The organism is Candidatus Galacturonatibacter soehngenii, assembly GCF_008830185.1.
Classification (GTDB): Bacteria; Bacillota; Clostridia; order Lachnospirales; family Lachnospiraceae; genus Lachnotalea; species Lachnotalea soehngenii.
The window spans coordinates 250,342-265,086 of record NZ_WAGX01000003.1; the positions used below are offsets into that span (position 1 = coordinate 250,342).

At 33.2% G+C, this 14,745-nt stretch carries 14 protein-coding genes; all 14 read left to right on the forward strand.

Going from position 1 to position 14,745, the window contains the following annotated elements; genetic code table 11:
• Positions 1-67 precede the first annotated feature (67 nt).
• Entirely contained in the window at positions 68-589 is a 522-nt protein-coding gene (locus tag F7O84_RS01915) for a TRAP transporter small permease (RefSeq protein ID WP_151141255.1), read from the forward strand.
• Complete coding sequence (locus tag F7O84_RS01920) at positions 589-1,881, forward strand: TRAP transporter large permease (protein ID WP_151141259.1); 1,293 nt, start codon at positions 589-591, stop codon at positions 1,879-1,881. Before F7O84_RS01915 ends, F7O84_RS01920 begins: the two co-directional genes overlap by 1 nt.
• A gap of 6 nt (positions 1,882-1,887) precedes the next feature.
• Positions 1,888-2,355: a YcxB family protein gene (locus F7O84_RS01925; RefSeq protein WP_151141262.1), complete on the forward strand. Its 468-nt coding sequence runs from the start codon at positions 1,888-1,890 to the stop codon at positions 2,353-2,355.
• Between the two features lie 118 nt (positions 2,356-2,473).
• A complete protein-coding gene (locus F7O84_RS01930; RefSeq protein ID WP_151141265.1) occupies positions 2,474-3,979 on the forward strand; it encodes a sensor histidine kinase in 1,506 nt (501 codons plus the stop codon).
• Between the two features lie 2 nt (positions 3,980-3,981).
• Positions 3,982-4,812, forward strand: coding sequence for a response regulator transcription factor (locus F7O84_RS01935; protein ID WP_192451631.1), 831 nt, complete (start codon positions 3,982-3,984; stop codon positions 4,810-4,812).
• A gap of 4 nt (positions 4,813-4,816) precedes the next feature.
• Complete coding sequence (locus F7O84_RS01940) at positions 4,817-5,821, forward strand: TRAP transporter substrate-binding protein (protein ID WP_151141268.1); 1,005 nt, start codon at positions 4,817-4,819, stop codon at positions 5,819-5,821.
• 2 nt (positions 5,822-5,823) lie between these two features.
• On the forward strand, positions 5,824-6,729 hold the full coding sequence (locus F7O84_RS01945; protein ID WP_151141272.1) for an AEC family transporter: 906 nt from the start codon (positions 5,824-5,826) through the stop codon (positions 6,727-6,729).
• 159 nt (positions 6,730-6,888) lie between these two features.
• On the forward strand, positions 6,889-7,605 hold the full coding sequence (locus F7O84_RS01950) for a phosphatidic acid phosphatase (RefSeq protein WP_243140784.1): 717 nt from the start codon (positions 6,889-6,891) through the stop codon (positions 7,603-7,605).
• Positions 7,598-8,650 (forward strand): lysylphosphatidylglycerol synthase transmembrane domain-containing protein, encoded by a 1,053-nt coding sequence (locus F7O84_RS01955; protein ID WP_320411214.1) that lies wholly within the window; start codon positions 7,598-7,600, stop codon positions 8,648-8,650. The genes F7O84_RS01950 and F7O84_RS01955 overlap by 8 nt, the downstream gene beginning before the upstream one ends.
• Positions 8,631-9,314 carry a CDP-alcohol phosphatidyltransferase family protein gene (locus F7O84_RS01960; RefSeq protein WP_330578704.1) on the forward strand — a complete coding sequence of 228 codons (684 nt, stop codon included), beginning with the start codon at positions 8,631-8,633 and terminating at the stop codon, positions 9,312-9,314. Before F7O84_RS01955 ends, F7O84_RS01960 begins: the two co-directional genes overlap by 20 nt.
• Before the next feature lie 12 nt (positions 9,315-9,326).
• Positions 9,327-10,217, forward strand: coding sequence for a phosphatidylserine decarboxylase (locus F7O84_RS01965; RefSeq protein ID WP_151141278.1), 891 nt, complete (start codon positions 9,327-9,329; stop codon positions 10,215-10,217).
• Between the two features lie 98 nt (positions 10,218-10,315).
• On the forward strand, positions 10,316-10,828 hold the full coding sequence (locus tag F7O84_RS01970; protein ID WP_151141281.1) for an O-acetyl-ADP-ribose deacetylase: 513 nt from the start codon (positions 10,316-10,318) through the stop codon (positions 10,826-10,828).
• A gap of 171 nt (positions 10,829-10,999) precedes the next feature.
• Entirely contained in the window at positions 11,000-13,168 is a 2,169-nt protein-coding gene (locus F7O84_RS01975) for a DNA topoisomerase III (RefSeq protein WP_151141284.1), read from the forward strand.
• A gap of 287 nt (positions 13,169-13,455) precedes the next feature.
• Positions 13,456-14,709, forward strand: a complete 1,254-nt coding sequence (locus F7O84_RS01980; RefSeq protein WP_151141287.1) for a BMP family ABC transporter substrate-binding protein — start codon at positions 13,456-13,458, stop codon at positions 14,707-14,709.
• Positions 14,710-14,745 lie beyond the last annotated feature (36 nt).

Here is a 14,745-nt window from a genome sequence, read left to right on the forward strand (position 1 = left end):
TTACTTAAATAGAAAGGGAAGGCATGAGGGATTAAAATCCTTTGTGCCTGCTTTTAAGGAGGTAAATATGCCTGACATTTTTAAAAAAATTGATAAGATAAAGCCTGCTTATGATATAACATACCAAATTGTGCTTTTCTTATGTAAATTACTTTTGATTATAGATATTTTGATTACAAGTTTATCCGTTGCAGGAAGATATATATCATTTATTCCTGATCCATCTTGGAGTGAAGAAATCGTTTTAACTTGTATGGCTTATATGGCAGTTCTTTCGGCAGCGTTGGCAATCAGAAGAGGTGCACATATACGTATGACAGCATTTGATCGGTATTTGTCAAAAAAAGTTTTAGGAGTATTAGACATTTTTGCAGATCTAGGAGTTTTATTACTTGCTATTATTATGATAGTAGTAGGCTGGAAGTACGCCGTAGGAATTGGAGCGAAAGGAACTTATGTTAGTATGCCGTTTTTATCCCGTTTTTGGATGTACTTTCCAGTTCCGCTAGCAGGTGTAGCCATGTTTGTATTTGAATTAGAGTCAATATACAATCATGTTAAATCATTTTTTATAGAGGAGGTAAAATAATGTCTAGTGAAAGTTTAGCGATTTTAATATTACTTGGAAGTTTCTTTGTCTTGATATTATTAAGATTTCCTATAGCGTATGCAGTAGCGCTATCCTCTTTTTTCTGCTTGTTGTATCAGGGGTTACCTCTAACTACAATATGTCAGCAAATGGTAAAGGGTATTAGTTCTTTTAGTCTTATGGCAGTTCCATTCTTTATTACTATGGGATGCTTAATGGGATCAGGAGGTATTTCCAAGAAGTTAATTGCATTGGCGGATTCTTGTGTTGGATGGATGCGAGGAGGAATGGCAATGGTTAACATTGTTGCTTCTTACTTTTTTGGTGGAATCTCTGGTTCTGCATCAGCAGACACCGCATCACTAGGAACAATACTAATTCCAATGATGGTAGATCAAGGATACGATGATGACTTTTCTACAGCAGTAACCATTACATCCTCATGTGAAGGACTTTTAGTACCACCAAGTCATAACATGGTTATCTATGCAACAGCAGCGGGCGGAGTATCAGTTGGAAGTTTGTTTTTGGCAGGTTATATACCTGGTGCTTTACTTGTATTAAGTTTGATGGTGGGATCTTATATTATATCAGTAAAAAGAAACTATCCAAAGGGTGAAAAATTCAGTTTCAAAAACTTATTCAAACAATTAAGTGTATCTTTTTGGGCTCTTGCAGCAGTATTAATAGTTGTATTTGGCGTTGTAGGTGGAGTATTTACAGCAACAGAATCAGCTGCGATTGCAGTTATTTATAGTCTAATCGTTAGTATTTTTATATATAAGGGACTTGATTGGAAAGGCGTTTGGAAAGTATTTGAAGATTGCGTTGATACTTTATCAATCGTATTGATTCTCATTTCAACTTCAAGTATATTCGGCTATTGCTTGACCCGTTTACACGTTCCTGATTTAGCAGCAAACGCAATTATTGGTTTGACAGATAATCCAATTATTTTAGCGTTGCTATTAAATTTAATTCTTTTTGTACTAGGTTGTATTATGGATATGGCTCCAATTATATTAATTGCTACTCCAATTTTATATCCAATTGCAACATCAATTGGTATTGATCCGATACAATTTGGTATTATGTTAGTATTAAACTGTGGAATAGGATTGCTTACACCACCTGTAGGAGCAGTACTATTTATTGGATCTGCAGTTGGAAAAGTTCCAATGGAGCGAGTGGTAAAAGCAACATTGCCATTTTACTTATGTATGATTGTTACTCTTTTACTAATAACGTTTGTTCCAGCTATAAGCTTATGGCTTCCATCTGTACTAGGTTAATCAAATATGAAGTATCAATTTCGTTATAAAAACACACCAATAGATTTTTTGCAATTGTCATTATATTATACGTATGGATCTATTGTAGGGGTTTGTAACACTATTTTTACTGTTGCAATGATATTGCTTACGAATCAGATTTGGGCTGAAACAACCAATTTTGTAAGACTACTTTTACTGTTTTCCATTTGTTTGTTTCCAATCATTCAGCCAATTGGAGTTTATGTTAGAGCAAAAAAACAGGCTGCAGATGCAAAAGAAGTGGAAATATATTTTGATGATTCTGGAATTCAGGTGAAATCAGGAGGAGAAGTATCAAACTTAGAATGGAAAAATATAAAAAAAGTGTCTAAAAAACCAACTATGGTAGTTCTTTTCTCGACAACAACGCATGGATTTATTTTAAGCAACCGTGTTCTAGGAGATAAACACAAAGAATTTTATAACTACGTAGTGTTAAAGATGAGTCACTAAGATTAATCTTTTTTGCAATAAGCCGTTATCACACGGCTTTTTTGCGTACATACTATCTTATCACATAAAAATTTGATATAATTATCATATCAAATTGTATCACGAAGGGAACAAACTTATGAGAGTCAATGGATGGTCCAAGCAATTTAGTGATAGATGGGTCTCTTTATCCATCAGAAGAAAAATTGAAGTATTTACTGGAGTTGTATTTCTAGTTATTTCACTATCAATTATATTTGATATATGGGTTGTTAATTTTTCAATGAATGATTTTAAAGTTATTTTGGATGATAATGCAAAATGTAGTGATTTAGTGGATACAATTGAGGAAGAAGAAAGGTGGTTTGAAGCTTATATTAAACATCCAAGTGAAGAGAATCATTTTGAGATGGAACAGGCAATCTTAAAAACAAAACAGGCTATAAACGCGCTTCCAGATGATTATTCATCTATGAATATCCAAAGGTATGCAAAAACATGGTCTATTAAAAATAGCTATGAAAATTATACTCAAAAACGAGATGCTGTACTTGGAATGAGTGAAGAAAACTTAGCATACATCAAAGAACTTTACAAAGTATATGATATGCAAGTATATTTGCATGAATATGCTAGAAGATTAATGCGATATACATTGCAAGATGGAAAAACAGCGTATTTAAAAAAAGTACGAGGGTTAAGAAGACTTCCAATGGTGGTGATTATAAGTGGATTTTTCTTATTTAGCATAATGCTTAGCTTATCTAATGTTATGAACAAGGCCTTAGTTGTCCCCATTATGAAACTTGTTAATGTATCAAAAGAGATAGCAGCCAATAATTTTTTTATAGAGGATGTAAGGGTTGATAATCAGGATGAAATTGGTGAGTTAGTGAATGCGTTCAATAAGATGAAATTTGCTACAGGTCAATACATTACCACTATGGAAGAAAGAAGAAATATGATTGATTTACTGCACCAAGAGGAATTAGAAAAAATGGAGGCAGAAAAAAATTTAGAGACTGCTAATCTAGAATTACTGAAAAGTCAAATCAATCCCCATTTTTTATTTAATACTTTAAATGTAATTGCAGGGATGGCAAATCTTGAAGATGCGGATACGACTGAAAAGATGATTAAAGCTTTAAGTTCTATTTTTCGATATAACTTAAAGACACCCCAAAGTGAAGTATTCCTTTCACAAGAGCTTTATGTAGTGAAAAATTACTTGTATTTGCAACAAATGCGCTTTGGAAGTCGTCTAGAGTATGATATTCGATGCAAAGTTGACAAGGAATTTGTAATGGTTCCTTCGTTTTGTTTCCAACCTTTAATTGAAAATGCAATCATTCATGGCATTTCTAAAAAAGAAGAAGGTGGTAAGATATACATTGACATTAAAAAGAGAGCGCAAAATATAATTATTACAATAGCAGATACAGGTATTGGAATGTCGAGAGATAAATTGTATCAGTTACGAGGTGCTGTAAGAGAAGGTAGTGCAGGTAAAATAGGGATAGGACTTGGAAATATTTACAAAAGAATAAATCGTATGTATCAAGAAGGAGACGTCTTATTATATAGCACAAAGAATAAAGGTACAGTTATTAAAGTAATAATTCCATACATGAATCAGGAGGTATGATTATGTATCGCATGTTGGTCGCAGATGATGAACCAATTGAAAGAATGGTTATTTGTAAGACGATTAAGAACAATTTTAAAAATTTATTTGAAATCGTACAAGCTGTCAATGGGAGAGAAGCAATAGAGTTATTTGAGCAAACGCACTTTGATATTGTTTTTTTAGATATTGAAATGCCAGGAATCACTGGCTTAGAAGCAGCAGAAAAAATAAGAAAGAAAGATAAGGGGTGTAATATCATCTTTTTAACCGCTTATGATGAATTTGGGTATGCAAAAAAAGCGATAACAGTTAAAGCGTTAAATTATTTGCTAAAGCCTGGTTCAGAAAAAGAGATTGTTTCTACGGTTAAAGAAGCTCTTAAAGTGATAGAGGAAAGGCAAGAGCGTCAGACAAGAGAAGCACTAGCGACAAGTGAGTTATCAATAGGAAGTAGTGAGAATCCAGAACAAGTACGTATTAATGTTGTTCGCGAAGAAATATTGCGATATATTCGAATGCATTATATCGAAGAGATATCTATGCAAGATGTTGCAGAAGCAATGAATTATTCGAATGCTTACTTTTGTAAATTATTTAAGCAAGGATTCCAGAAAAGCTTTACAACTTATTTGATGGAATATAGAATTGAAAAAGCAAAACAGCTTTTGAGTGATGTAACGATTAATGTCAAAGATATTAGTGATAAAGTTGGATATAAAGATTCTAATTATTTTGCAAAAGTATTTAAAAAATTGGTGGGTGTAACGCCAAGTGAATACAGGATAATAATTTTAGGAAAAAATACCATAGCCGCAAATAATGATGAAAAGTGGAATAATAATGTAGGGTGAAGAGATGAAAAAGAAATTATTATGTATTATAATAATTGGAGTGATTTTATTTGTTATATTTTACCAATATAATAAAAAAGAGAATATTATAGTGGAGCCTGAATATGTTTTTACTTATGCAGAAAATCAACCAGAAAATTATCCAACAACACTGGGAGGATACAAATTTGCGCAGTTAGTTGAAGAAAGAACAAATGGAAGAATAAAAATTATTATTCAAGCGGAAGGATATTTAGGAGATGAAAAAGCAGTTGTAAAGCAGTTGCAGTTTGGAGGAATAGATTTTGCAAGAGTTTCTTTATCTACGCTATCAGAAACAATTCCAAAGTTAAATGTGTTACAAATGCCTTATCTTTATCGTGACTCAAGACATATGTGGGAGGTATTAGAAGGAGAGATAGGAAATGATTTCTTAAGTTCTTTTGATGAAACACAATTAGTAGCGTTGTCTTGGTATGATGCAGGAGCACGTAGTTTTTATACTAAACAGCCCGTTTACACCCTAGAAGATATGAATGGTTTAAGGATTCGCGTTCAGGAGTCAGATTTAATGATAGATATGGTTGAAGCACTTGGTGCTGTAGCCGTACCGATAGTATACGAGGGCGTATACTCTGCATTTGAAAGGGATTTAATTGATGGGGCTGAGAATAATTGGCCTTCATATGAGATTAAGAGTCACTACGAAGTAGCAAAGTATTTTACCGTTGATGAACATACCAGAGTACCAGAGGTTCAGATATGTGGCAAATCGACATGGGATAAATTATCCAAAGAAGATCAAGAAATTATTAGAGTATGTGCAAAAGAATCAGCACTTTATGAAAGAAAATTATGGGGAGAGCGAGAGAGGCAATCTCAAGAGATAGTAATGAAGAATGGTGGGGAGGTAATTACGCTTTCTGATAAGGAGAAAGAAAAATTTCGAAATGCTGTGAAGGGTGTTTATGAGGAGTATTGCGGAGATTACAAGGATGTTATAGATAAAATAATAGAACAACAGGAGTAATTATGATAAGCGTTTTAGTAAAAGCAATTCAATTTATTTTAATCATTTGTATTGGATATGGATTAAAAACGGCAGGTATATTCAAAAAAGAAGATTTTACAGTTATTTCAAAGATTGTACTGTATTTAACTCTACCTTGTGCCATAATCGTTAACTTTTCCAATATAGAAATGAGCAAAAGATTAATTATTATAGTATTGATTGGATTTTTATGCTCAGCATTTCTTGCATGTTTAGGTTATATCATTTCGTTTCGACGAAGCAATCTTGAAAAAGCGTTTCATATGTTAAATATAGCGGGGTATAACATAGGTTGCTTTACAATTCCATTTGCACAAGTATTTCTAGGATCGTTAGGGATTGTTGTAATATGTCTTTTTGACGCAGGTAATTCCATTATGGCGACTGGAGGAACTTATGCAGTTGCATCTTCATTAGAAAACAAAAAAGATAATAAGATTTTGTTTTTAATCAATAAACTGTTACATTCTCCACCATTTGTATGCTATCTAATTTTAGTTTTGCTAGGACTTCTTCATTTGGAGTTACCAAAGGCTGTAGTAGGTTTGGCTGAAATTGTTGGAAATGCGAATGCATTTATGGCTATGTTTATGATAGGGATTGGCTTTCAATTGAATCTAAAAAGAGAACAAATCATACAAAGTAGCAAAATCATTGCAACTAGATATATTGTTTCATTGATTTTTGCGTTATTGTTGTACTTTCTTCTCCCATTCGAGCTAGAAATTAGAAAAGCTATGGCTATGGTAGTACTTAGCCCAGTATCTGCAATTAGCACAGCCTATACCGAAAAAGTTGGAGGAGATGTAGGTATGTCAAGTACGATTAATTCATTGTGCATTTTGATTAGTCTTGTATTGATTAGTTTGTTTTTAATGCTTGTATAGACCTTTTATGGTGTTATGTGGAGTTATAATGAGGATTTTTGCTAGAATAAGAGTAAATTGTTAATAAAATGTAAGAAAAGATTGAGAAATATGTAAAAACATAATATCTATATTTATGGTATACTTTCATGAATATAATTAGATAGGATATTAATGATTATGCAGATAAAAATGAAATTAGGACTATGGTATCGAAAGTATTTGGAGAAATGGATACCTAAATATAGTATTTTCTCTCTTATTACATGTTTTTTAGTAAATAGTGCGGTGTATTGGGGAACACAAAAGGCGATGAGGGATGCCGTTCATTATGATGTTTCAATTTGGATTGATAGCAAAATCCCTTTTGTAAAAGAATGGGTGGTTATATACATAATATGTTATGTTTTTTGGCTTATAAATTATATTTTGATATCACAGGAAGGAAAAGAGCTGTGGTATCGTTTTGTGAGTGCAGATATAATGTCTAGACTTGTATGTGCATTATTTTTTGTGTCATATCCAACTACAAATATTCGTCCTGAGGTAATTGGAAGTGATTTGTTTAGTAAATTAGTTCTTTTTGTTTATCAAATGGATTCTCCAACGAATTTATTTCCATCCATTCACTGTCTTGTTAGTTGGTTTTGTTTTATAGGAATTCGCAATAGTAAAAAGGTTCCATTTGGATATAAGGTTTTTTCTGCTATTTTTGCTATGATGGTATTTGCTTCTACTCAATTTGTAAAACAACATGGAGTTATAGATATAGCAGGAGGAATCATAATAGCGGAGTTTTGTTTTTACATTATGAATCATACAAAGGTTTATCGAATAACAGAGAGAATTTTCGAATGTCTTAATCAAAAAATATTTGGGGTAACATATAATGAGTAAAAAGAAAAATATGTTCAATGCAATATTTCTAATAGCAGTATTTGTTATAACAACTCATTATATATTCCAGGGTAAAGATATGAGTAGTCTTATATATTATATTCAAAAAACAGATTTGAGATATTGGATTGGAGCTGTCTTTTGTATCATTATTTTTGTTGGAAGTGAATCCGTTCTTATATTTTATATGATGCACTCCATTCAGCAAAAAGTAAATCTTACACATTGTTTTTTATATTCGTTTGTTGGCTTCTTCTTTAGTTGTATTACACCTTCAGCAACAGGGGGGCAACCAGCTCAGATATATTATATGAAAAAGGATAACATACCAATACCAGTAGCAACGTTAATACTTATGGTAATTACAATTACCTATAAAATGGTATTAATTGTTTTAGGAATTATAGTTTTCATAATTCAGCCTGCAGAAGTTATGATTTATCTTACCCCAGTAAAAGGAATTTGCTATTTGGGTCTTTTACTAAATGTTTTTTGTGTGGGATTTATGATTCTTCTTGTGTTTCATCCATCAATTGCTAAAAATATATTAATTAGTACTATAAAAGTATTAAACAAAATTAAATTGATAAAACATCCGAGTGGATATTTGGAACGCATTGAGGGAGCGATGCAACAATACCAAGAGGTTGCAATTTTTTTTAAAACACATACGCTAGTTATTTTTAATGTATTTCTTATAACAGTTTTTCAAAGATTGCTATTTTTTTATATTACGTATTTGACTTATCGCTCGTTTGGTCTTAAGGGGGAAAGTTGGATTACTATAGTTTTACTGCAGGGGATGATTGCAGTTGCAGTTGATATGCTTCCTCTTCCAGGAGGAATGGGAATTAGCGAAAAGTTATTTCTTATGATTTTTACACCAATGCTTGGGAATATTACATTACCTGCCATGGTAGTTAGTAGAGGTTTAAGTTTTTATGCTGAGCTAATCTTGTGTGCATTATTCACAATTATTGCACATATTGTAATTGGTAGAAAGGGAAATACGAAAGGAAATAAGAATGATGATAGGATTTTATGATTACACAGTAGTACTTACATATATTAGTCTTGCAGTATCTGTATTTGGAATGACACAAGCTATTGAAGGACGCTTTAGGACAGCAATTGCATGTCTTGCTATTTCAGGATTATGTGATATGTTTGATGGAAAGATTGCAAGGACAAAAAAAGATAGAACCTATGATGAAAAGTTATTTGGTGTACAGATTGATTCCCTTTGTGATGTCATTTGCTTTGGTGCATTTCCTGTTATACTTTGTTATGTGCTTGGAGTAAAAGGAGTAATAGGAGAAGTGGCGATAGCATATTACAGCGTATGCTCTGTAATTAGACTGGGATTTTTTAATGTTCTTGAAACAAGCCGCCAAGTGCAAGAAGATAATGCGAATAAATTCTACTATGGCCTTCCGATTACATCAATTACAATTATATTACCTTTGATATTTTTATTTAATTTTATATTGGCAGAGAATATATTTAAATGGATTTTGGTAGGAACTCTTTTTTGTGTTGGAACTTTGTTTATCACTAATTTTAGATTAAAGAAACCTTCGAATAAGCAATTGTGTTTTTGGGTGATTCTTGTAGCATGCTCCGTTGCTATGATATTGTTTTTTTCCAAATATCCAATTACACATACTATTGAACACGAGGAACCATTAATTGAAAAGATATTAGATTAGAGGAAAAGATAAATGAAATGTATTGATCGAAAAGGTTCTATAGTAAAACAAAATGAAACACAAAATAAGGTACTGTCCTTTTTATATCAAACGAAAATAGGAAGAATGATACTTATGGTACTAGTGAGACCAGAAATATCACGGGGGATAGGTTTTATTTTGAATCTACCTGTCACAAGAGTAATAATTCCTTATTTTGTAAGAAAGAACCATATTAATGTAGAAGAGTATGAGAAAAGAAAATACACCTCCTTTAATGATTTTTTTATTCGAAAGATAATGAAAGAAAAACGAATTATCGATAAGCAATTCAACCATTTCATATCACCTTGTGATGCTAAGCTAAGTGTATTCCCAATAAACCAGGACTCACAATTTACAATAAAAGATTCTATCTATACCATAGAGAGCTTGTTTAGAAGTAAAAAGCTTGCTAAAAGATATGAAGATGGAATTTTATTATTATTTCGTCTTACGGTAGATGACTACCATCGCTACTGCTATATTGATAACGGAATTAAAACAAAAAATTGGCATATACCAGGTGTTTTTCATACGGTTAATCCGTTAGCAGGTAAGATATTTCCTATTTATAAAGAAAATACAAGAGAATTTTCAATTTTAAAAAGTGAGAACTATGGAAATATATTGATAATGGAAGTAGGAGCATTGCTTGTAGGAAAGATCGCTAATTACCATGAAGAAGCAAAAGTGAATCGTGGTGAAGAAAAAGGTAGATTTGAATTTGGAGGATCCACTATCATTGTTTGTTTAGAGAAGGGTAAAGTAAAAATTGATACTGATATTTTATACAATTCTTTGAATGACATAGAAACAGTAGTGAAAATGGGTGAAAAGATAGGAGAAAAAATAGAAGAAAAAATAGAAGAACCAATCATATAAATGAGTTGTTTTAGAGTTTTGCAAAAAAGAAGTGCAAACCACAATATATTGTGTTAGAATATAAAATATAACAATATATAGTTGAAGGATGTGAAATTATGATTGCAACAATATTAGGAGACATAACAAAGATGGATACCGTATCTGCAATTGTGAATGCGGCCAATCAAAGCTTGCTTGGCGGCGATGGGGTTGATGGAGCTATCCACGAGGCTGCGGGGCCTAGATTGTTGGAAGAATGCAAGACTTTAGGAGGTTTAAAGACAGGAGAGGCAAAAATTACGAAAGCTTATAACCTTCCTTGCAAAAATATTATTCATACGGTAGGTCCAGTATGGAATGGTGGCGATAGGGAGGAAGCAAAATTGCTTGCGTCCTGCTACATAAAATCATTGGATTTAGCAAAAGAAAATAAAATTAGATCAATTGCATTTCCTTCTATATCAACAGGAGCTTATGGATATCCAGTACAAGAAGCTGCTAAAGTAGCAGTAAAAACTGTTACAGATTATCTGAACAAGAACCCAAAAGCATTTGATGTTGTGTTATGGGTATTGCATGATAGACCTACGAAGATGATTTATGATATGGAATTACAAAGAGTTAATTAAAAAAGTGGTGTGTTATTTCTTGATAACACACCACTTTTTAGTGATAATTTGCTTTCTACGTTATTTTTTGGTATGATAATGCACGAAATGAAATGATTGTAGCTGAATGAAATAATAGATATTAAGCCATGTAAGAATGAATTATATGAAAGAGATAGATAGGAGAAATAAATGAAAGCATTAGTGATAGCAGAGAAACCTTCGGTAGGACGAGATATTGCAAAGGTACTTCACTGTAATAAAAAAGGCAATGGAATACTAGAGGGAGAAAAATATATTGTGACCTGGGGACTTGGGCATTTGGTAACACTGGCAGATCCACAAGAGTATGATAAAAAACTAAAAGAATGGAATCTAGAGCATCTTCCTATGCTGCCAGAAAAATTTGAATTGGTTGTGATTAAGCAAACAAGCAAGCAGTATCATGTCGTAAAATCACAGATACATCGAAAAGATGTAGGACAAGTTATCATTGCCACAGACGCAGGGCGAGAAGGAGAACTGGTGGCTCGTTGGATACTTGAAAAGGCAAACAATAAAAAACCTGTAAAAAGACTCTGGATTTCTTCTGTTACAGATAAGGCAATCAAAGAAGGGTTTTCTAAATTAAAAAATGGTTCAGAATATGAAAATTTATATCAGGCGGCTGTTGCAAGAGCAGAAGCAGATTGGATTGTAGGAATGAATGCGACCAGGGCACTTACTTGTAAATACAATGCAAGTCTAACTTGTGGTCGGGTACAAACTCCAACCCTTGCAATGATAGCAAAGAGAGAGGAAGAAATCAAAAAATTTAAGCCAGTTACCTATTATGGGATTGTTGGTAAGGTAAATGGAATTACATTAAACTGGAGGGATAAGAAAAGTAAAGGAAATACCATAGCAGATAAGGCAAGGGCGGAAGAAATTATCAACAAGTTAAAAGGAAAAGAAGCTGTTGTAATTGATATAAAGTCACAAGTAAAGAAGTTGTTTGCACCAGGCTTATATGATTTAACCGAGCTACAACGTGAGGCAAATTTACGGTATGATTTTTCAGCAAAAGAAACACTAAATATAATGCAAAGATTGTATGAAAATCATAAGGTATTAACGTACCCGAGAACGGATTCTAGATATTTGACCACCGATATTGTATCCACTTTAAAGGAACGCTTAGATGCAATTAGTATCGGACCATACAAAAAGCTTGCTGCGCCTCTAAGTAAAAAAACAATTCAAGCAAACTCCTCTTTTGTAGACAATAAAAAGGTAACGGATCATCATGCAATTATTCCAACTGAGCAATATGTGAATCTGGAAAATATGAGTACAGATGAACGCAAAATATATGATATGGTAGTTAGACGCTTTTTGGCAGTGCTATATCCTCCATATGAATATGAAGAAATAAGCATTAAAGTGGAAGTGGAAAAAGAAGAGTTTGTGATAAAAGGAAAAAGAACAAATACCTTAGGATATAAAGCAGTCTATGAAACGGGTAATGAAAATGAAAACGAGACATTGCCTGTTATGGTCAAAGATGATGTGATAAAAGGCATTGTATTTTCTTTGACAGAAGGAAAAACAAAGCCACCGGCTCCTTTTAATGAAGCATCATTATTATCGGCTATGGAAAATCCGATTGGATTTTTAGAGGAAAAGAAAAAAGATCTTGTTAAGACTCTTGGAGAAACAGGAGGCCTTGGTACGGTTGCGACTCGTGCAGATATTATTGAAAAATTGTTTCATTCTTTTTTAATGGAAAAGAAAGGAAAGGATATTTTTATTACTTCAAAAGGAAAGCAACTACTTGAATTAGTACCAGAAGATCTTCGAAAACCTGAGCTAACGGCTGAACTAGAGATGAAATTAGGTGAGATTGCCAAAGGAAAGTTAGCAAAACAGGATTTGATGAATGAAATGACTGATTATACTAAAGAGATAGTTGCTCAGATAAAGGGATCAGATAGTAAATTCAGACATGATAATTTAACGAATAAAAAATGTCCAAACTGTGGAAAAAACTTACTTGCAGTAAATGGTAAAAATAGCAAAATGCTCGTTTGTCAAGATAGAGAATGTGGATATCGAGAGACGATTGCAAGAACTAGTAACGCCAGATGTCCAGTGTGCCATAAAAAAATGGAGTTAATAGGAAAAGGGGAAAAGCAAACATTTGTGTGTAGCTGCGGGCATAAGGAAAAGCTTACTTCTTTTCAAGAAAGACGTAAGAAGGAGGGCGCTGGTGTTAGTAAAAAAGAGATTGCAAAATATATGCAAAAGTCTAAGAAAGAGGAGCAAGGAGCATTTAATACCCCATTTGCAGATGTATTTGCAAAGATTGATTTAAAGGAATAAAAAACAGTATTACAGGCTGTGTGTATCGTTACACACAGCCTTTTTTTGTATAATAGAAAAGTTCTATTGTCCCTATTACAAGTGTTATAGGCTGTGTAAAAGAAATTGATTTATAAGTAAAATTACTACTTACTTATTATTAAAAATACATATAAATAAGTTGAAATTTATTAGTATAACTTGTAAAATAAATAAGTTAAAAAGTATTAAGATAAATACATATGACAAGGAACAAACTGCATATCGCATTTGTTATATAAGACAAAGCATTTTAGGAGGAGAACATTATGAAAAAAAGAACACTTAGTTTGATAGTGTCGTTAGCATTGACTGCAACTTTAATTGCAGGTTGCGGATCATCTGCAACAAAAGAATCATCAAGTGACACGATACAAACACAGTCTAGCGAATCAGCATCTGGTGATACACAAGATGATGCTAGTGCAATTAAAGTAGGTATCATGTACATAGGTGATGAAAATGAAGGTTATACGGAATCTCATATGAAGGGAATCCAAGAAATGAAGACAGCACTTGGCCTAACAGATGAACAAGTGATTGAAAAAACAAATATTCCAGAGGATGAGTCGGCATATGATGCCGCAGTTGATCTTGCAGATCAAGGTTGTAATATCATATTTGCGAATAGCTTTGGACAGGAAAGCTATATGATGCAGGCAGCAGAAGAATTTCCAGAGGTGCAGTTTGCTCATGCGACAGGATATCAGGCAGCATCTTCAGGGCTTTCCAATATGCATAACTATTTTACCTCTATTTATGAAGCTAGATTTGTAACAGGTGTGGTTGCTGGTTTAAAGCTAAATGAGCTGATTGAAAATGGGACAATTACAGCAGAACAAGCAAAAATAGGTTATGTTGGTGCATTTCCATATGCGGAAGTAGTTTCAGGTTATACCTCCTTTTATTTAGGAGCAAAAAGTGTTTGTCCTACCGCTACAATGGAAGTGCAATATACAAATAGTTGGGCTGATATGTCAGGTGAGGCAGAAGTTGCTTCTCAGTTAATCGCAAATGGAGCAAAATTAATCAGCCAGCATGCAGATACAACGGGTGCACCATCTGCGTGTGAACAAGCTGGAGTACCAAATGTTGGTTATAATGTGGATATGACTTCAGTAGCTCCTGATAGTGCATTAACCTCAGCATATAATAACTGGGCACCTTACTATACCTATGCGGTTAAGAGTGTAATAGATGGTACAAAAATGGATGTTAATTGGTGTCAAGGCTTTGCGGAAGGTGCAGTTGGCATTACCGCTTTAAATGAAAAAGTGGTTGCAGCTGGTAGTGCAGAGAAAGTTGCACAAGTAGAAGCAGCGATTAAAGATGGAAGCTTACATGTATTTGATACTACTACATTCACAATAGGTGGCAAGTCACTTGAAGACTTAATTGCAGAAGGTGGAGATTATGCAAAATATGCTGATTATGTATCAGATGGATATTTCCATGAATCTGAACTTGCTTCTTCCCCATCATTTGATTTAAGAATTGATGGTATTACTGAATTAACAGAGTAGTTTCGAGATACAACGAATATTGCGGAACTGTATTGT